This window comes from Actinomadura geliboluensis, from assembly GCF_043197915.1.
In the GTDB taxonomy this organism is placed as follows: Bacteria; Actinomycetota; Actinomycetes; order Streptosporangiales; family Streptosporangiaceae; genus Spirillospora; species Spirillospora geliboluensis.
This window is the reverse complement of sequence record NZ_JBICUA010000001.1, coordinates 510392-528925: the sequence shown is the minus strand read 5'-3', so window position 1 is coordinate 528925 and position 18534 is coordinate 510392. Positions and strand designations below refer to the sequence as shown.

The window sequence follows — 18534 nt, the reverse complement described above, 5'->3', positions numbered from 1 at the left end:
GTGGCACTGCCCCTCTACGACAGCCAGCCGGCGCGCCGCGTCCCGTGGGTGACGTACCTGCTCGTCGCGGCCAACGTCGTGGTCTTCCTGCTCACGCCCATGTCGAACTTCGCGACCTGGTACGGCGAGGACCGCGTCCGCGAATGCCGGGCGGCGCACTTCACCTACGAGTACGGCGCGGTGCCCAAAGAGCTGACCACCGGCGACCAGCAGCCGCTGCCGACCGACATCGTCCGCGAATGCGGTCCCGCGTCCTTCGAGAAGGCGCCCTGGACCTCCGCGTTCACCTCGATGTTCCTGCACTCCGGGGCACTGCACCTGCTCGGCAACCTGGTGGCGCTGTTCGTCGTCGGCATGGGCGTCGAAGACCGCCTCGGCCGCTGGCGCTACCTCCTGAGCTACCTGGCGTTCGGCCTGGTCGCCGTCTACGGCTTCGCATGGACCTCACCCGGCTCGACCGTCCCGCTCATCGGCGCGTCCGGCGCCATCGCCGGCGTGATGGGCGCCTACGTGATCCTCAACCCGCGAGGCCGCATCGTCAGCTGGGTACCACCCGTCATCGTCGTCCGCCTGCCCGTCTGGGTCGTGCTGGGATACTGGTTCGTCCTGCAATGGCTGTCACTGGGCGACGAGAAGAGCAACGTCGCCTACACCGCGCACATCTACGGCTTCGTGGCCGGCGTCGCCTTCGCCCTCCTCGCCCGCCGAGCCGGCCCCGCCCGCCGCCCGGCCGCGCTGAGCCGCGGCTGACCCGCGCCCGATAGGGTCGGAGAGTTCCGTGTCTGAGGGGGAGGGTGAAGTGGTCACTGCGATCGTGTTCGTCAAGGCCGACGTCGCGCGCATCCACGAGGTGGCCGAGACGATCGCCGCGCTCGACGGCGTCAGCGAGGTCTACTCCGTCACCGGCGACCACGACCTCATGGCGATGGTCCGCGTACGCCGGCACGAGGAACTGAACGACGTCATCCCCGGCCGCATCAACAAGGTCCCGGGCATCGTCGGCACCGAAACCCACATAGCGTTCCGCACGTACTCGCAGCACGACCTGGAGCAGGCGTTCGCGCTGGGCCTACCGGACGCTGATTAATTGTGGGGGGGCGACCCCCCACGCCCCCCGCGGTCGGGGGTTGCCCCTGCGCCTTCCGGCTTCGCTAGCGCTTCGCTACAGGCGCCGGGGCAACCCCCGGTGGGAGCTCCGCCCCCACGCCCCCGGTGGGGGCTTCGCCCCCTACCCCCCCGACAAGCGGGTGGCGGCTTGGTGTTGTGCGAGCCCTACAACGGGGCATGGGGTGGCAGAGCGTCTGCGATGCGCAGTGATGTCGGAAGGTGTGAGGTCGTCCCCACAGCGGGGGAGCCAGTTGCCTCCTGCGTCGATACTCAGCGCAGAGAAGCTGACACCTCTACCCAGCGGGCCAGCAGGTCCTTCGCCTTGCCTGAGTCGACGGCTTCGGCTGCGCGGTCGTAGCCGGTTCGGAGGGCCTTGGTGAGGTCGGCGGCGGGCGGGGTGCCCTCGTAGGCGGTGATGAGCGCGGCCGCGTTCAGCAGCACCATGTCGCGGACCGGGCCCTCGGCGCCGGCGAACGTGTCGCGTGCGACGCGGGCGTTGAACTCGGCGTCGGCGCCGCGGAGGTCGTCCGGCTGGGCCGGGGGGATGCCCAGGTCGGCGGGGTCGAAGGTCGTCTCGGTGGCGGTTCCGTCGCGGACGACCCACACGGTGGAGGTGCCGGTGGTGGTGAGCTCGTCCAGGCCGTCGTCGCCGCGGAACACCAGGGACGAGCAGCCGCGGGCGGCGAACACGCCCGCGATGACGCCCGCCATTCGCGGGTGGAACACGCCGACGGCCTGCGCGGACGGGCGCGCCGGGTTCGTCAGCGGGCCGAGGAAGTTGAACACCGTCGGCGTGCCGAGTTCGCTGCGCGTCCGGGACGCGTACCGCAGCGCCGGGTGGTAGAGCGGCGCGAAGCAGAAGGTGATGCCGGTCTCCTCGGCGACGCGCGCGGTGGCGTCGGGCGGGAGGTCGATGGCGACGCCGAGGTGCTCCAGCAGGTCGGCGGCGCCGCAGGAGGACGAGGCGGCGCGGTTGCCGTGCTTGACGACGCGGACGCCCGACGCGGCGGCCACGACGGCGGCCATCGTGGAGATGTTGACGGTGTGGGCCCGGTCGCCGCCGGTGCCGACGAGGTCGGCGATGTGCCCGGGGACCTCGATGCGGGTGGCGTTGTCCATCATGCCGTCGGCGAGGCCGGTGACCTCCTCGACGGTCTCGCCCTTGGCGCGCAGCGCGACGGCGAAGCCCGCGATCTGCACGTCGGTGGCCTCCCCGGCCATGATGCTGTTCATGGCCCAGGAGGTCTCCTCGCTGGACAGCGACTCGCCCGACAGGAGGGCGTTGAGCAGTGCGGGCCAGTTCGTGCGGGCGTCCATGTCCCCTACCGGGTCGTCGTGTCGTGCGGCCGCCCCTTCGGCGGACGGGCGCGGGGGCTACAGGGCGGGCAGGCGGTTCTCCAGGCGCTGCCGCATCAGCCCGGCGAGGGCGTTCGCCAGCGCCATCGGGTCGATCGGCAGGCTCGCGACGGCGTCGGCGCGCGACCAGGTGGCGAGCCAGCCGTCGTCGCGGCGGGCGATGAGGGCGAGGAACGGCGGGCAGTCGTAGACCTCGTCCTTGGCCTGCCGGCAGACGCCGAGGCCGCCCGCGGGCTGCGCCTCGCCGTCGACGATCGCGACGTCGATGTCGCCCTCGTCCAGCCGCTCCACCACGGCCGGCTGGGTGGCGACCTCGACGAACTCGACCTTCGGCAGGTCGGCGGCGGGCCGGCGCCCGACGGCCAGCCGGATCTGGGCGCGGGTGTTCGCGTCGTCGCTGTAGACGAGGACCTTCATCGGGCTCTCCGGGGTGGTGCTCATGCACGTGAGGGTACCGGGTCGGGGGCTCCGGCAACACGCTCGGGGAACCCTAGGAGGGGGGTCATGCGTCACTCACGGGATGGGGGCGCAATAATGCTGCCCGTGACAGCATCCGCGATAGAGACAACACCTCACGCACGGGCGAACCGTCCCAATCTGGTCAGCGTGGGGACGATCGTTTGGCTGTCGTCCGAGCTGATGTTCTTCGCGGCGCTGTTCGCGATGTTCTTCACGATCCGCTCCGTGACGATCGGCCAGTCCGGTGAAGACGCGTGGCCGGGCGCCCCGCTGGACCTGCCGCTGTCGGCGGTGAACACGACCATCCTGGTGCTGTCCTCGGTGACGTGCCAGATGGGCGTGTTCAAGGCCGAGGCGGGCAAGGTCGGGCGTGACGGCAGCCTGCTGAACCCGGCCCGGTGGGGTCTGCGCGAGTGGTACATCCTCTCGTTCCTCATGGGCGCCTACTTCGTCGCGGGCCAGGCGTACGAGTACTACAACCTCGTCGTGCACGACGGGCTGACCTTCTCGTCCTCGGCCTACGGCTCGGTGTTCTACCTGGCCACCGGTTTCCACGGTCTGCACGTGATCGGCGGCCTGGTCGCGTTCCTGTTCCTGCTCGGGCGGACCTACGCCGCCAAGCGCTGGACCCACGAGCAGGCGACGAGCGCGATCGTCGTGTCCTACTACTGGCACTTCGTCGACGTGGTGTGGATCGGCCTGTTCTCGGTCGTTTACCTGCTCGACCTCTGACCCCATCCCGACGACATGACCCGAACGGGGATTTCCGTGAAAAGGATCACCGCATGGCGACGGCGCCCGTGGGCGGGCTACGCCGTCGTGCTGGCGGCCCTGGCGGCGATCGGCGTGATCTACGCCGGCTTCTCGCCGCAGACCGACCGCGCCGAGGCGCAGAGCACCGCGCAGGCCGCGGAGGACTTGAAGCACGGGCAACAGCTGTTCAACAAGAACTGCGCGAGCTGCCACGGGCTGAACGCCGAGGGCACGAAGGACGCCGAGGGCAACTCCATCGCGCCGAGCCTCATCGGGGTGGGCGCCGCATCCGTCGACTTCCAGGTCAGCACGGGCCGCATGCCCGCGATGAACCCTGGCGCGCAGGTGCCGCGCAAGACGCCGATCCCCACCTTCAACACCTCGATCAAGACCGACTACGAGGAGCCGGAGAAGCGGGAGGCGGCGGAGAAGCAGAAGGCCCAGGCCGAGAAGAACCTGGCCGACCTGCGGGCCTACATCGCCTCGCTCGGCGGTGGGCCCGAGGTTCCGCCCGCGTCCGCCGTGGACCCGAAGAACGGCGACGTGGCGCTCGGCGGGAAGCTGTTCCGCACCAACTGCGCGCAGTGCCACAGCTTCACCGGCCAGGGCGGCGCGCTGACGGGCGGCAAGTACGCGCCGCCGCTGTCCAACAGCGACGTCACGCCCACCCAGATCTACGAGGCGATGCTGACCGGTCCGCAGGCCATGCCGGTGTTCAACGACACCACGCTGCGGCCCGAGGACAAGCAGGCGATCATCTCCTACCTGGTGCAGACGCGCGAGGAGCCCAACCCGGGCGGCAACGGCCTCGGCCGCATCGGCCCGGTGAGCGAGGGCCTGGTCGCCTGGCTGGTGGGTCTCGGCCTGATGGTGCTGGCGGCCATGTGGATCACCGCTAAGAAGCCGAAGAAGCTGAAGAAGTCATGAGCGACGACAACAAGGAGACCGCGGGCTCGACGGGCCCGCGCGAGGACGGCGGCCGACGCGAGCGCGTGATCGGCACGCCGTCCCCGGCGAGGGAGAAGGCCCTCCTCGCCGAGGACGACATCTCGGCGCCCGCGGGCGTGGGGGAGCAGCTCGACGAGCAGTCGGCCAAGCGTGCCGAGCGCATCGTCGCGGCGTTCTTCCTGCTCGCGTTCGTGTCGAGCGTGGCGTTCATCGCCTACTTCATCGGCTGGAGCGGCCGCGACGGCGGCATGCACGGCCTGCTGGACGCCCGCGAGAACAACTTCTGGCTCGGCGGGACGATGGCGCTGGCCTTCCTGTCGATGGCGGTCGGCGTCACCATCTGGGTGCGCCGGCTGATGACCAGCAAGCCGATCATCCAGGAGCGGCACGAGCTGGCGGCGGACGAGGAGACCCGGGAGGCGTTCAGCCGGGACTTCATGGAGGGCGCGGAGGACAGCGGCATCACCAAGCGGCCGCTGCTGCGCCGCACGCTGCTGCTCGCCGCCGCGCCGCTCGGGCTGGCCCCGCTGGTGCTGCTGCGCGACCTCGGCCCGCTGCCGGAGAAGAGGCTCCGGCACACCTTCTGGGGCGAGGCCGTCAAGCAGGCGAAGGCGCAGGGCAAGAAGGGCGTCCGCCTGGTGGTGGACGGCACCAACGTGCCGCTGAAGGTCAGCGACTTCTCGGCGCCCGGCTCGATGATCACCGTGCTGCCGGAGGGCATGGAGGAGCACCTGCCCGAGGACGAGGTGCTCACCCAGGTCGCGAAGGCCGTCACGATCCTGATCAACGTCCCGGCCGGCGACTTCAAGCCCGCCAAGGGCCGGGAGAACTGGCACGTCAACGGGATCGTCGCGTACTCGAAGGTCTGCACGCACGTCGGCTGCCCGGCGGCCCTGTACGAGCAGACGACGCACCACATCCTGTGCCCGTGCCACCAGTCCACGTTCGACGCCACCGACGCCGCGAAGGTCGTGTTCGGCCCGGCGGCGCGGCCGCTGCCGCAGCTGCCGCTGTCGGTCGAGGACGGTTACATCGTCGCCACGAGCGACTACCACGAACCCGTCGGCCCGAGCTTCTGGGAGCGCGGATGAGCGAGGCGACAGCACCCAAGGCGGTCGAGGCCCCGCTGACGTTCCTCGACGACCGCCTCGGGTCCACCACCTTCTTCAAGCGCAATATGAAGAAGGTCTTTCCGGACCACTGGTCCTTCATGCTGGGCGAGATCGCCCTGTACTCCTTCATCATCCTGCTGCTGACCGGGACGTTCCTGACGCTCTGGTTCAAGCCGAGCATGGTGGAGGTCGTGTACGAGGGCTCCTACAAGCCCTTGAACGGCGTGAAGATGTCCGAGGCGTACGCCTCGACGCTGCACATCAGCTTCGACGTCCGCGGCGGCCTGCTCATGCGGCAGATCCACCACTGGGCGGCGCTGCTGTTCATGGCGTCGATCCTGGCGCACATGCTCCGGGTCTTCTTCACCGGCGCCTACCGCAAGCCGCGCGAGCTGAACTGGCTGATCGGCATCGGCATGTTCACGCTGGGCATGCTGGAGGGCCTCGCGGGCTACTCGCTGCCGGACGACCTGCTGTCCGGCACCGGCCTGCGCATCACGCAGGGCGTGGCCGAGGGCATCCCGATCGTCGGCACCTACCTGTACATGTTCCTGTTCGGCGGTGAGTTCCCCGGCCAGGACATCGTGCCGCGCCTGTACATGGTGCACATCCTGCTGATCCCGGCGCTGCTGCTCGGCATGGTCACCGCGCACATGATGATCATGTGGGTGCAGAAGCACACCGCGATGCCGGTCAAGAACCAGTCCGAGAAGCAGGTCTACGGCTACCCGTTCTACCCGGTCTTCATGGCCAAGACGGGCGCCTACTTCCTGTTCACCTTCGGCGTCCTGGCGCTGCTGGGGGCGTTCGCGCAGATCAACCCGATCTGGTTGTTCGGCCCGTACGACCCCGGCGCCATCTCCTCGGGCTCCCAGCCCGACTGGTACATGGGCGTCCTGGAGGGCTCGCTGCGCATCATGCCGGGCTGGGAGATCAACGCCTGGGGCCACACGCTCAGCCTGAGCGTGCTGATCCCGGCGGCCCTGCCGCTCGGCATCGTGTTCGGCGGCGCGGCGGCCTGGCCGTGGATCGAGGCGTGGGTGACCGGCGACAAGCGGCACCACCACGTCAACACCCGGCCCCGCAACGCCCCGGTCCGCACTGCGACGGGCGTCGCCGCGGTCACGTTCTACGGGCTGCTGTGGCTGGCGGGCGCGAACGACGTCCTCGCGGACAAGTTCCACCTGTCGCTGTTCGCCACGACGTGGTTCTTCCGGGTGACGTTCTTCGTCGGGCCGGTCATCGCGTTCATCGTGACGAAGCGGATCTGCCTCGGCCTGCAGCGCAAGGACGCCGACATCGTCGGGCACGGCGTGGAGAGCGGCGTGATCCTGATGTCGCCGGACGGCAAGTTCTCCGAGCGCCACGAGCCGGCGCGCGACGAGGAGCGGCACGTCCTGCTGTCGAAGGAGAACACGCGGCCGGAGCCGCCGGACCGGGACGCCGCGGGCATCCCGGCGCCCGGGGCGAAGGGCCCGATCGGCCACCTGCGGTCGCGGCTCAACCGGGCGTGGACCTTCGACGACATCCCCGTCGAGGAGCACGAGCACGAGGAGATCGAGGGCGGCCGCAAGTCGCAGGAGATCAGCCACTGACCGCACGCTCGTCGGAGGCCCGTCACCGCAGCAGCGGTGGCGGGCCTCTCCGTATTCTGGCCGGACGATGACCAAGACCCTGTTCGTCACCAACGACTTCCCGCCGCGGCCCGGCGGCATCCAGGCGTTCGTGCACGGCCTCGCGGCCCGCCGCCCGGCCGGCTCGGTGGTCGTGTACGCCCCGGCGTGGAAGGGCGCCGCGGAGTTCGACGCGCGGCAGCCGTTCCCGGTCGTCCGGCATCCCGGCTCGCTGATGCTGCCGGAGCCGGGCGTGCTGCGCCGGGCCGCGGACGTGCTCCGCGCTGAGGGCTGCGACTCGGTCGTGTTCGGCGCGGCGGCGCCGCTCGGCCTGCTGGCCCCGGCGCTGCGGCGGCGCGGCGCCGAGCGCCTCGTCGGCATCACGCACGGCCACGAGGCGGGCTGGGCGGCGCTCCCGGTGGCGCGGCACCTGCTCCGCCGCATCGGCGACGACCTGGACGTGCTGACCTACCTCGGCGAGTACACCCGCACCCGGCTGGCGCGGGCGCTGGCACCGGGCGCCGCCGCCCGGCTGGCGCGGCTCGCCCCCGGCGTGGACGAGAAGGTCTTCCACCGGAACACGGGCGGCGAGGAGATCCGGGCCCGGCACGGGCTCGCGGACCGGCCGGTGGTGGTGTGCGTGTCGCGGCTGGTGCCGCGCAAAGGCCAGGACGCGCTGATCCACGCGTGGCCGCGCGTCCTGCGGGAGCAGCCCGACGCCGCCCTCCTTCTCGTCGGCGGCGGCCCCTACCGGGATCGCCTGCAGCGCCTCGCGGCGTCCCTCGGCGTCGACCGCAGCGTGGTCTTCACCGGCGGCGTGAGCTGGGAGGAGCTGCCCGCCCACTACGACGCGGGCGACGTCTTCGCGATGCCGTGCCGGACCCGCCGCCGCGGCCTGGACGTGGAGGGGCTCGGCATCGTCTACCTGGAGGCGTCGGCGACCGGGCTGCCCGTCGTCGCCGGCGACTCCGGCGGCGCGCCCGACGCCGTCCTGGACGGCGAGACGGGCCTGGTCGTGCCGGGCCGCTCGGTCGCCGGGATCGCCGCCGCGCTCACCGGGCTGCTGGCCGACCCGGCGCGCGCCCGCGCGATGGGGGAGCGGGGCCGCGCCTGGATCGAGCGCGAGTGGCGCTGGGAGGTCCAGGCCGCCCGGCTGGGCGGCCTGCTGACGCCCTGAGATGGCAGGATGCGGCTATGGACATCGAGGACGCATGGGCCCGCGTTCCGGGGGAGGCCGCCCGGTGGCTGCGCGAGCTGGATCCGGCCCACGGCCATTCGGGGTTCGAGCCGCCGCGCCGCCCCGACGCCGCCTGGCTCCTGCACGCGATGTACGTGTGGGAGGGCGGCCTGGTCACCACGACGCACGACGATGTCCACCAGTCGGTGGCGGCGGCGGGGCTGACCGGTCCGTCCGACGTGGGCGACCTGCTGGAGGGCGCGATCGTCACCGGCGTCGACCTCGGCCGCACCGGCGACCCCGGCGCGGGGTGGCGGCGGCTGCGCTGGCGTGAGCTCGCGCGCGGCTTCGGTGAGCCGGTCGTCCCGGACGGGGCGCTGCCGGGGAGCCGCTGCCTGCGCCAGGGGCACCCGGCGGGCAGCTGGTCGGCGGCGGTCCGGCCGCCCGCGGAGGGCTGCCTGGACCGGGAGAGCTGGCACCGGCTCATCGGGGTGCTGCTGCGGCACAGCCCGTCCGACGCGGACACCCGCTGCCTGGCCTACTACTGCCCGCTGGTGACCAACGACTGGGACGACGACACCGTCCTCGCGGGCCGCCTCGGCGACGCGACCGCGCTGTACGACCATCCCGGGCTGAACAGCTGCCCGTCCGACCTGTGGGCCGAGGACCGGTCCTGGGTCGTCTACTGCGACTGGGACCTGTGGGGCACGAAGATCGTCGGCCCGACGTCCCTCATCGAGGCCGTCCTGACGGATCCGGCGCTGGAGGCCGTCCGCCTGCCCTGGACGAGCTGAGAGGTAGAAGGAGGGCCCTGCCCCCGCGCCGTGGGCAGGGCCCGGTCCCTGGGTGTGGCCGGGGACGGGTGAACCGGGTCGTGCCCCGCGCCCGGAGGCCGTTCCGCGCGGACCCGCCCCTGCCGAGGGGGATGGGTGTGATCCGGTCGCGGCCGGCCCGGCGCCCTCGTGGAGGACCTGGAGGTGGGGTGCGCCGTGGTGGGCCGGCCCGCCGGACCGGGTCCGCGGGACGGGAGCGCGGGGCACGGCCCGCGGCGTCCGGCACCGCGAGGATCGCTCCTTCGGCGGTGCCCGACCGCGGCTCCGGGGGCCGGGCGGCCCCCGGGCCGATCCCTTGTCGCGGTGATCGATGCAATGGGGCCACCTCCCTGCCGCCGTTCCGTCCGCGGTCGCTGACGTTTCCGAAGGTAGGGGCGTTTCGGTGCTTCGGGGGCGCCGTTAAAGCGGGTTTAAGGGACGGATGAGTCGTCGCTAAGCCGCCTTCCAGTTTCGGCCACAAAAACGGCTCTATGTCGCATGTACGGAATATTCGGACACTGGGATGATCAAGTGTTCGAACGGCGGGCGGGGTGGAGGAGGGGTCATGCGGTCTCGCGGTGTCGTGGTGCTGGCCGTGGTCTTATCGGTCGTGCTGGTGGCGGGGCTCACGGCCGGATGGGTGCTGCGGCGCGGGCGGGACGACACGCCCGAGGAGGTCGCGGCGGGCTTCTTCACCGCCTGGGGCGAGGGCGACCTCGACGGCATGCGGGAGCTGGTCGCCGACCCGCCGGCCGACTTCGCCGAGCAGTACCGGGCGCTGTCGCGGGGGCTCCTGGTCACGGCGATCGCGGTGGAGCCGCGCCCGGTCGTCCGGTCCGGGAAGGACGCGGCGCAGGCCGCGTTCACCGTCACGCGGACGCTGTCCGGGCACGGCAACTGGACCTTCCAGGCGGTGCTCCGGCTGGGCCGCGTGGACGGCCGGTGGCGGGTCCTGTGGACGCCTGCGACGCTGTACCCCGGCCTGAAGGGCAAGGGGGCGTGGACGGTGGGGCAGGTCCGCGTCCCGGCGGTGACGCTCGCGGCGCGGGACGGCAAGGCCCTGCCGCGCGACGGGCTGCTCGCGCCCTACCTCGACGGGATCACCGCGGGCCTCGACGCGGACGAGGAGGAGGTCGGGTACGCGATCGTGCTGCGGGACGGCGACGCGCCGCCGCGCCGGGTGAAGCTGTTCGACGTGCCGAAGGGCCGGAAGGTCCGCACGACGCTGGACCGGCGGCTGCAGGCGGCGGCGGAGAAGGCGGTCGCGTCCGCTTCCGGCCAGGCCGCGATCGTCGCCGTCCGGCCCGGCACCGGGGAGGTCCTCGCGGTCGCGGACGGCCTCGGCGGCCTCGGCGCGTTCGCCGGCCTCTACCCGCCCGGCTCGACGTTCAAGGTGGTCACGGCGGGCGGGCTGGTCGCCGACGGGGCCGGCGCCGGGACGGGCGCCGACTGCCCGGCCTCGGTGGTCACCGCGCAGCGCACGATCCGCAACGACGAGGACCACGCGCTCGGCCGGACGACGCTGCGCGGCGCGTTCGCCGCGTCCTGCAACACGACGTTCGCGCGGCTGGCGGTGGAGCGGCTCGGCGCCGCGAAGCTGGCGGCGAGCGCGCACCGCTTCGGGTTCGGCGCCCCCCTCGCGCCCGGCGTCGACGCGGCCGCGGGGAGCTTCCCCGACCCGCAGAGCGGCGCGGAACTGGCCGAGGCCGCGATCGGGCAGGGCCGCGTCCAGGCGAGCCCGCTGCTGATGGCGACGGTCGCCGCGGCGGCGGCGGACGGCACATGGCGCCCGCCCCGGCTGCTGCCGGCGAAGCTGATCCGGGAGGGCGGGGGAGAGGTTCCGGCACCGCGCACGGTGCCCGGGGCGGCGGCGCTGCGCACGATGATGCGGGCCGTCGTCACCGAGGGCACCGCGGCGGGCGCCGGCCTGCCCGGCGGGACGGCGGGCAAGACGGGCACCGCGGAGTTCGCCGGCGGGACGCACGCCTGGTTCATCGGGTACCGGGACGACGTCGCGTTCGCGGTGTTCGTCCAGGGCGGCGGGTCCGGGCCGGAAGTGGCGGCGCCCCTCGCCGCGAAGTTCCTGCGATAGGTGCCAGAAGAAATGAACCCGTTGCGCCGTTCATGCGTACTCGTCCGGAGAGTGGAACGGCCGGGTGATAGGGCCGGGACGGTTTCTTGGCACCAATTGCCGTCAGAACGACTCCTAGGGCGTATGCTCCCGGAGTGATCGGGCGGGTTCGCCGAGAATCCGTCCGGGGAACGCGGTGGGAGCGAGCGGGCTCCGACACCGCGGTCCCGTGATGTCTCAGCGGAACCGCCGCCGGGCCCGAGGCCCGGCGGCGCGGAGCCACCGGCGTTCGCCGAGCCCTCCGTCTCCTCCACAGGAGAGGGCATGGCGCGACGCGATAACGGGCATGCGTCCCGGGGCGACACGCATGTTTCATCGTGGGCGGAGACGCCCGCGCGCCCCTCATCGAGACCGGCCGCCGGGCAGGCGAGCTGGTCCGAGGAGCCCCAGTGGCCCGAGGGGTCCTGGTGGTCGGAGCAGCCGGACTGGTTCGAGCGCGGGCGCAAGGCGGCCCGCCGCGAACCCGGCCGGCGCGAGGCGAAGCGGCGCGAGGGCAGGTCCCGCGCGCGCCGCGAGGCGGAGGAGCGGCCCGACCCGCCCACCAGGCGGCGCGAGCCGCCCGCGAAACGGCGCGAGCCGCCCGCGAAACGGCGCGAGCCGCCCGCGAAACGGCGCGAGCCGCCCGCGAAGCGGCGCGACGGGAGGTCCGACCCGTTCGCCGTGCGCAACAAGGGCTCCGGCCGCGCCGACCCCTTCGAGGCCCGCAACCGGCGCACCCCCCGCCCGTCCGACTCCCGCGCCACGCGGACCGACGTACCGACGGTGCAACCTGCTGCACCACCACCCACCCCGGCCCCACGCACCGCCCGGACGGCACAGCCCGCGCGCGACGCCCGCACACCACGGCCTGAGCGTGACGCGCGGAGGGCCCAGCCCACGCGCGATGCCCGCAGGCCGCAGTCTGACGCGCGGACCGCGCAGTTCGACGCGCGTGACGCGCGGAGGGCGCGGCCCGCGCGTGATGCCCGTACGCCGCGGTCTGACGCGCGTGACGCGCGGACGGCGCAGTTCGATGCGCGTGATGCGCGGGCCGCGGGTGAGGTTCGCAGGCCGCGGTCTGACGCGCGGACGGCGCGGTTCGACGCGCGGGCCGAGGGGGTCGGGCGGTCGCGGCGGGTGGAGCGGCGGGGGGCGCGGTCCGGGCCCAAGGCGCGGCCGCGGCGCGGCCGGCGGCCCAGCGACCGGCTGGGCATCGGCGCGATCGTGCTATCCACCGCCGTCGGGCTCTCGCTGCTCGGCATCGCCGAGCGGGCGCTGCTGGACGGGGGGCCGCTCGGCGGCACGTCCGGGCCGGTCGGCTCGCAGCGCGCGATCCAGCCGCCGAAGCCGGGCACGGACGCGCCCGCGCAGCCGGGGCAGCCGTCCCGGCAGCCCGTCGAGGGCGGCGGTGCCGGACCGGTGGCGGACGGCCCCAGCCTGCGGGTGCTCGCCGCGCAGGTCCGGAAGCTGACGCTGGAGGAGCGCGGCGCCGCCGCGCGGCAGGCCTACGGCGCGGCGCCGACGCAGCCGCCGATCGTCGGCGCCACCCGGACCAGCGCCGACCGGACCTGGGTGTTCGGCACGACCGCGATCCCCGTCCCCGAGTCCAGCGCCGCCAACCCGGAGGTCGCGTTCTACGCGGCGCACTGGACCGGGGAGCGGTGGCAGGTCGGGCTGTCCGGCGGGGCGGCGTTCGCGACGCTGCTCGGCGACATGCCCGCGGCCGTGATGCCGGCGGCGGAGGGCCGGCTGCTGCGCGAGTACGGGACGGTCACCGCCGAGGGGGCCGCCGCGCTCGTCAACGGCACCCGGGCCGGCGACCGGCTGATGCTGCCGTGGAAGATCGGCCAGGTCTGGGCGATGACGACCTCGGACGGCTCCGCCCGCCCCCTGGCCTCGCTGGCGTTCTCCGGCGGCGACGGCCGCGTGGTCGCGGCCGCCAAGGGCAGGCTCTACCGGTTCTGCGGCAACGCGTCCGGCAACGCGATGGTGATGCTGATCCATCCGAGCGGCCTCGCGACCACCTACTACCGGCTGCGGAACGTGACCCGGCTGCGCGACGGCGGTGTCGTCGCGCAGGGCGGCGCGCTCGGCGGCACCGGCACCGAGCGGCCCTGCGGCGGTGCGGAGGCGCCGCGCGCCGAGGTCGGGTTCGGGCTGCGCGGCGGCACCGGGACCGTACCGCTGGACGGCGCCGAGATCGGCGGCTGGACGTTCCGGGAGCGGGCCAAGCCGCTGCTCGGGTTCGCCGAGCGCGGCGCCCTGCAAGTGCTCCCGGGGGGCCTGATGGCCAACCTCGGCCCCGTCCCGGCGGCGGAAGAGGAGGAGCCGGCGCCGCCGTCACCGTCCCCCGCCCCCTCGCCGGCGGACGGCGCAGGAACGGCCGCCGCCCCGGCGGCGGCCGCAACCGAGAACAGGAGTGCGAACGGTGCGAACTCGCAGCAGTGATGATCCCGCGGTGCCCACCTGGGTGCTGCGCGTCGTGCTCGCCGGCGCGGTGCTGGTGCTCGTCGGCGCGGCGACCCCGCCGGGAGCGGTCGCGGTCGCGAACGTGCAGTACTTCCTCAACTTCTACGCCGGAGTGTTCGCGCTCGTCTCCTACACCACCGCCGTGATGTGCGGGCTCCTCGCCACCGAGCGGCTGATCCTGAAGATCCGGCACCGGGTGCTCGCGCAGGCGGTGCACCGCGCGGCGGCCGTCGTGGCGACCGCGATGCTCGTCGCGCACGTCTCGGTGAAGGTGATGAACGGGCTGGCGCTGCCGGCGCAGGTCGTCGTCCCCGACGGCGGCGCCGTCGGTCTCGGCACGATCGCCGCCGAGCTGATGGTGCTCGTCCTGGTCACCGGGATGGTGCGGGCCCGGTTCGCGGTCCGCGGCAAGACCTGGATGTGGCGGTCGGCGCACGTGCTCGCCTACATCGCCTGGCCGATGGCGATCGTGCACGGCCTCATCACCGGCCGGTCCGCGGCGAACTGGGTGGTGCTGAGCTACGTGATGAGCGTGGTGCTGGTCGTGCTGGCGCTGGTCACCCGCATGATCGTGGTGATCAGGCCGCGGGAGCTGCCGCGCGCCGGCGCCGAGATCGACCCGTTCGCGGTGCCGGACGGCGCCGGTCGCGCCCGCGACCGGCGGGCGATGGCGGCCCGCGCGCACGACGAGGGGCGCGCCGCGGCGGCGGCCCGCGACCTCGGCGGCCGCGACTTCGCCGAGCGGGACTTCGGCGAGCGGGACGGCTACGACGATCCGCGCCGGACCACCCGCGACCCGCGCGGCGTGCCGCTCACCGGGCCCGGCCGCGACACCGAGGTGCTGCGATGACGTCGACGGTCACGGTCTCGGGCATCGGCGGCCCCCGCCTGACGCTCGGGTTCGACCGGTTCGACCGGCTGGACATCGACCGGCACCTGGCGGTGCACGGCAAGCTCCGCGCGCCCGGACTGGACGAGCTGATCCGCATGGCCGAGCAGGTCGACCTGCGGGGGCGCGGCGGGGCCGGGTTCCCCTTCGCGCGCAAGCTGATGGCGGTCGCGGCGCGGATCAGGCACCCCGCCGCCGACCAGACCGCGCTGCTGCCGGGGGAGCGCGCCGACGAGCGCGGCTCCAGCGAGAACGTCGTCGTGGTCGTGAACGGCGCGGAGGGCGAGCCCGGCAGCGCCAAGGACAAGGTGCTGCTCGGCCGGGCCCCGCACCTCGTCCTGGACGGGGCGCAGATCGCCGCGTCCGCGCTCGGCACGCAGCGGATCGTCGTGGCCGTCGAGGACGACGAGGCCGCCCGCTCCGTGCGCGCCGCGATAAGCGAGCGGCGGATGCCGGCCCGCGTCGTCCGGCTGACCGAGCGGTTCATCTCCGGGGAGAGCGGCGCGGTGATCCGCGCGATCAACGGGGAGACGCCGATCCCGCCGGGCGTCAAGGTCCGCGCGTCCGACTCCGGGGTGGACGGCTTCCCGACGCTGCTGTCCAACACCGAGACGTTCGCGCAGCTCGCGGTGCTGGTCTCGCTCGGCTCCGACCTGTACGCCTCGGCCGGGACGGAGGAGGAGCCCGGCACCACGCTGCTCACGATCGGCGGCACCCAGGTCGTGGAGGCGCCGCTCGGCACGCCGCTGCAGACCGTCCTCGACCACTGCCAGGTGCCGCCGTCGCCGGGCGTGCTCGTCGGCGGCTACCACGGCATGTGGCTCGGCCCGGCCGGGGTGGCGCGGGCCGTGCTGTCGCGAGCCGGGATGCGGCGCGTCGGCGGGACGGTCGGCGCCGGCATCATCCTCCCGCTCACGCAGGGCACCTGCCCGCTCGGCGAGGTCACCCGCATCGCGTCCTACCTCGCGGCGCAGTCCGCCGGGCAGTGCGGCCCGTGCCGGCTGGGGCTGCCGGACGTCGTCCGGTCGCTGAACGCGCTGACCGAGGGCGCCGGGACGGTGGAGGACGTGCGCCGCGCCGCCGGGGTCGGCCGGGGCCGCGGCGCCTGCACCCACCCGGACGGGACGGCGCGGTTCGTGCTGTCGGCGATGGAGGCGTTCGGCGCCGACATCGACGCGCACCGCTGGGGCGGCGGCTGCGGCCTGTCCACCTACGGCGTGCTGCCGCTGCCGGTGCCGGACGGCTCCGAGGGCCGGGTGGCGATCGACTGGAGCCGCTGCGACGGGCACGGGCTGTGCGCCTACCTCGTCCCCGAACTGATCCAGCTCGACCGGTACGGCTTTCCCGTGGTGCTCGGCACCGACATCCCGGAATGGCTGGAGAAGGACGTGCAGAAGGCCGTCGCGATGTGCCCTGCATTGGCGCTCCGCGTGGTCGGCGGCGTCCCGGGAGCACCATCGCGGCGATGAATTTCGGAGGCGCGAAAAAGTGACGTCTGCCGGACACCGTTGAACCTCGCGCCGGTGCGGTGCGTATTCACTGGCGGACCCGCGCCGCGTCCGTCGAGAGATCCCCGAGAGGAGGAAGAGGAACCTTGAGGAAATCCTACGGAATGGCTGGAGCGCGCAGGCTCCCGCGCCTGCGCAAGGGGCGCCTGCTGCTGGTGCTGGCGGCCGTGGCCGCCGTCGGCGCGGCCTTCGCGGTCGTGCTGAACCCGGTCGGCGTGCCCGCCAGCGGCGCGGCCAACCTGGGCGGCACCGTGCAGACGAAGTGGGGGCCGCTGAGCACCCTGGACCGGCAGCTGCTGGTCAAGGTCCGGCAGGCCGGGCTGTGGGAGATACCCGCCGGCCAGCAGGCGCAGCAGCGCGCCCGGGCGCCCCGCGTGCGGCAGGTCGCCGAGATCATCTGGCAGCAGCACGTCCAGCTGGACGCCGACACCCGCGCCACCGCCGAGAAGCTCGGCGTGCTGGTGCCGAACGAGCCGAGCGGGAGCCAGAAGAGCTGGCTCCGGGAGATGTCCGGAAAGTTCGGCGGCGATTACGACAAGACGTTCGTGCTGCGGCTGCGCGCCGCGCACGGGCAGGTCTTCGCGGTCATCGCGAAAGTGCGCGCGCAGTCGGAGAACTCGGTGATCCGCGCGTTCGCCGAGCGGGCGATGAAATTCGTCAACACGCACATGTCGCTGCTGGAGAGCACCGGCCTGGTGCCCCGGCGGGCCCTGCACTGACTGAACATCCCACCCCCGCAAAGGGAGACCTTTTCCATGGGACGAAAGAAGAAAGCGTTCGCCGTGCTGGTCCCGGCGCTCGCCCTCATCGCGACCGCGTGCCAGGAGGCCCCCGGCGCCGCGGCCGGGCCCTACGGCCCGCAGACGACCCAGGCGGCCAATCCCGCCGCGTACCCGGCCCGCCCGGCCGAGGGCAACGGCATCCCCAACCTCCAGGGCGGCGGAGCCAGGCCGACCAGCGGCACCCAGCAGAACGGCGGCGGCCTGCAGGACGGCGCCCAGCCCACCGCTCAACCCACGGACCAGCCCACGGCCGAGCCCACCGGCGACCCCGCCGACCCCCCGACCGCCGAGCCCACCGACCAGCCCACCGCCGAACCCACGGACCAGCCCACCGACCAGCCGACCGGTGAACCGACCGACGGCATGGGCGGCCAGATGGGCGACGGCGGCCAGATGGACGACGGCCAGAACGGCGGCCAGGGCGACGGCGGCGACCAGGGCCAGCAGCCCCCGCCCAACCCGGAACTGCGCGCCGACCAGTTCGTCGACATCCGCAAGGCGCCCCGCGTCCGGCAGCCGCGCCGCACCCGGCAGGCGTCCACCGGCGTGTTCTCGTCCAACTGCGGCGTGAACGAGGGCCAGGCGCACAGCAACCCCGACAACGTCCTCGCCGCGCCCGGCGTCGTGAACGGCGCGCACCACATCCACGACTACGTCGGGAACCTCGACACGAACGCGTTCTCCACCGACGAGACGTTCGCCGCCGCCGGCACCACCTGCACCAACGGCGACAAGTCGGCCTACTTCTGGCCGGTGATCCGGCTGCGCGACGGCAAGGACACCTCCGACCGGGCCGAGCAGAGCACGGCGGACGGCAACGTCGGCAGCATCGTCACCCCGTCCAGCGTGAAGCTGCAGTTCCTCGGCAACCCGCGCGCCAAGGTGACGGCGGCGCCGCCGTTCATCCGCATCGCCACCGGCGACGCCAAGGCCGTCACCAACGGGCTGAAGAACGCCCACGCGTCGTGGACGTGCAGCGGCTTCGAGAACCGGGCGTTCACCGACAAGTACCCGCTGTGCCCGCGGGGCAGCAAGGTCGAGCGCGTGCTGAACTTCCCCGGCTGCTGGGACGGCCAGAACACCGACAGCGCCAACCACCGCGACCACGTCGCCTTCGCCGACGCGCGGACCGGCGCCTGCCCGCAGGGGTTCAAGGCCATCCCGCAGCTGCGGATGACGCTGGCCTACGACGTGCCCGCCAAGCCCCTCGCCTTCGCGCTGGACAGCTTCCCCGAGTCGGGCCACGACCCGGTCACCGACCACGGCGACTTCATCAACGTGATGGGCGAAGGGCTCATGCGGCAGGCGGTCAACGCCATCAACAAGGGCGCGCGCACCACCGGCAAGCGCCGCTGACCCGCGCCCCCGCGTCCGGGAAGCCCGGAACGCCGGGGGAGCGCACCGGAACGCGGCCGGTGAGGGCGGGCCTCACCGGCCGC

At 73.4% G+C, this 18534-nt stretch carries 16 protein-coding genes; 14 read left to right on the top strand and 2 right to left on the bottom strand.

Annotated features, from left to right (window positions below):
• Both ACGFI1_RS02495 and ACGFI1_RS02490 read left to right on the top strand, forming a co-directional pair.
• On the top strand, nt 1–750 hold the full coding sequence (locus ACGFI1_RS02495) for a rhomboid family intramembrane serine protease (RefSeq protein WP_386868975.1): 750 nt from the start codon (nt 1–3) through the stop codon (nt 748–750).
• 49 nt (nt 751–799) lie between these two features.
• Nucleotides 800–1087, top strand: a complete 288-nt coding sequence (locus ACGFI1_RS02490; RefSeq protein WP_346046534.1) for an Lrp/AsnC family transcriptional regulator — start codon at nt 800–802, stop codon at nt 1085–1087.
• A gap of 290 nt (nt 1088–1377) precedes the next feature.
• On the opposite strand, the gene trpD is transcribed toward ACGFI1_RS02490, so the two are convergent.
• Nucleotides 1378–2424 (bottom strand): anthranilate phosphoribosyltransferase, encoded by a 1047-nt coding sequence (gene trpD / locus ACGFI1_RS02485; RefSeq protein WP_301178165.1) that lies wholly within the window; start codon nt 2422–2424, stop codon nt 1378–1380.
• Between the two features lie 57 nt (nt 2425–2481).
• Nucleotides 2482–2904 (bottom strand): response regulator transcription factor, encoded by a 423-nt coding sequence (locus tag ACGFI1_RS02480; protein WP_138640568.1) that lies wholly within the window; start codon nt 2902–2904, stop codon nt 2482–2484.
• Nucleotides 2905–2967: 63 nt separating this feature from the next.
• Here ACGFI1_RS02480 and ctaE point away from each other — a divergent pair, with 63 nt between their 5' ends.
• The 12 genes from ctaE to ACGFI1_RS02420 all read left to right on the top strand — a co-directional run bounded on the left by ctaE (nt 2968) and on the right by ACGFI1_RS02420 (nt 18451).
• Complete coding sequence (gene ctaE, locus ACGFI1_RS02475; RefSeq protein WP_449201425.1) at nt 2968–3654, top strand: aa3-type cytochrome oxidase subunit III; 687 nt, start codon at nt 2968–2970, stop codon at nt 3652–3654.
• Between the two features lie 36 nt (nt 3655–3690).
• On the top strand, nt 3691–4602 hold the full coding sequence (gene qcrC, locus ACGFI1_RS02470; protein ID WP_138640570.1) for a cytochrome bc1 complex diheme cytochrome c subunit: 912 nt from the start codon (nt 3691–3693) through the stop codon (nt 4600–4602).
• Nucleotides 4599–5714: a cytochrome bc1 complex Rieske iron-sulfur subunit gene (qcrA, locus tag ACGFI1_RS02465; RefSeq protein ID WP_364552918.1), complete on the top strand. Its 1116-nt coding sequence runs from the start codon at nt 4599–4601 to the stop codon at nt 5712–5714. The genes qcrC and qcrA overlap by 4 nt, the downstream gene beginning before the upstream one ends.
• Nucleotides 5711–7330: a cytochrome bc1 complex cytochrome b subunit gene (qcrB, locus tag ACGFI1_RS02460; protein WP_138640572.1), complete on the top strand. Its 1620-nt coding sequence runs from the start codon at nt 5711–5713 to the stop codon at nt 7328–7330. Before qcrA ends, qcrB begins: the two co-directional genes overlap by 4 nt.
• Before the next feature lie 67 nt (nt 7331–7397).
• Complete coding sequence (locus ACGFI1_RS02455) at nt 7398–8525, top strand: glycosyltransferase family 4 protein (protein WP_392740572.1); 1128 nt, start codon at nt 7398–7400, stop codon at nt 8523–8525.
• A gap of 17 nt (nt 8526–8542) precedes the next feature.
• Nucleotides 8543–9319: a hypothetical protein gene (locus tag ACGFI1_RS02450; protein WP_392782179.1), complete on the top strand. Its 777-nt coding sequence runs from the start codon at nt 8543–8545 to the stop codon at nt 9317–9319.
• A 583-nt stretch (nt 9320–9902) separates the two neighbouring features.
• On the top strand, nt 9903–11429 hold the full coding sequence (locus tag ACGFI1_RS02445; RefSeq protein WP_392782177.1) for a penicillin-binding transpeptidase domain-containing protein: 1527 nt from the start codon (nt 9903–9905) through the stop codon (nt 11427–11429).
• A gap of 1155 nt (nt 11430–12584) precedes the next feature.
• Entirely contained in the window at nt 12585–13895 is a 1311-nt protein-coding gene (locus ACGFI1_RS02440) for a hypothetical protein (RefSeq protein WP_392782173.1), read from the top strand.
• Nucleotides 13896–13905: 10 nt separating this feature from the next.
• Complete coding sequence (locus ACGFI1_RS02435; protein ID WP_392740581.1) at nt 13906–14766, top strand: hypothetical protein; 861 nt, start codon at nt 13906–13908, stop codon at nt 14764–14766.
• On the top strand, nt 14763–16274 hold the full coding sequence (locus ACGFI1_RS02430; protein WP_392782167.1) for a ferredoxin: 1512 nt from the start codon (nt 14763–14765) through the stop codon (nt 16272–16274). Before ACGFI1_RS02435 ends, ACGFI1_RS02430 begins: the two co-directional genes overlap by 4 nt.
• Before the next feature lie 143 nt (nt 16275–16417).
• On the top strand, nt 16418–17032 hold the full coding sequence (locus ACGFI1_RS02425) for a DUF4142 domain-containing protein (protein ID WP_138641950.1): 615 nt from the start codon (nt 16418–16420) through the stop codon (nt 17030–17032).
• Between the two features lie 36 nt (nt 17033–17068).
• On the top strand, nt 17069–18451 hold the full coding sequence (locus tag ACGFI1_RS02420) for a DUF1996 domain-containing protein (protein ID WP_387070168.1): 1383 nt from the start codon (nt 17069–17071) through the stop codon (nt 18449–18451).
• Nucleotides 18452–18534 lie beyond the last annotated feature (83 nt).

What these genes read in the sequence shown, in the direction of transcription:
- trpD (WP_301178165.1), bottom strand. Translation starts at nt 2,424, where the DNA reads ATGGACGCCCGCACGAACTGGCCCGCACTGCTCAACGCCCTCCTGTCG.
- ACGFI1_RS02480 (WP_138640568.1), bottom strand. Translation starts at nt 2,904, where the DNA reads ATGAGCACCACCCCGGAGAGCCCGATGAAGGTCCTCGTCTACAGCGAC.
- ctaE (WP_449201425.1), top strand. Translation starts at nt 2,968, where the DNA reads ATGCGTCACTCACGGGATGGGGGCGCAATAATGCTGCCCGTGACAGCA.
- qcrA (WP_364552918.1), top strand. Translation starts at nt 4,599, where the DNA reads ATGAGCGACGACAACAAGGAGACCGCGGGCTCGACGGGCCCGCGCGAG.
- qcrB (WP_138640572.1), top strand. Translation starts at nt 5,711, where the DNA reads ATGAGCGAGGCGACAGCACCCAAGGCGGTCGAGGCCCCGCTGACGTTC.
- ACGFI1_RS02455 (WP_392740572.1), top strand. Translation starts at nt 7,398, where the DNA reads ATGACCAAGACCCTGTTCGTCACCAACGACTTCCCGCCGCGGCCCGGC.
- ACGFI1_RS02450 (WP_392782179.1), top strand. Translation starts at nt 8,543, where the DNA reads ATGGACATCGAGGACGCATGGGCCCGCGTTCCGGGGGAGGCCGCCCGG.
- ACGFI1_RS02445 (WP_392782177.1), top strand. Translation starts at nt 9,903, where the DNA reads ATGCGGTCTCGCGGTGTCGTGGTGCTGGCCGTGGTCTTATCGGTCGTG.
- ACGFI1_RS02430 (WP_392782167.1), top strand. Translation starts at nt 14,763, where the DNA reads ATGACGTCGACGGTCACGGTCTCGGGCATCGGCGGCCCCCGCCTGACG.
- ACGFI1_RS02425 (WP_138641950.1), top strand. Translation starts at nt 16,418, where the DNA reads ATGGCTGGAGCGCGCAGGCTCCCGCGCCTGCGCAAGGGGCGCCTGCTG.
- ACGFI1_RS02420 (WP_387070168.1), top strand. Translation starts at nt 17,069, where the DNA reads ATGGGACGAAAGAAGAAAGCGTTCGCCGTGCTGGTCCCGGCGCTCGCC.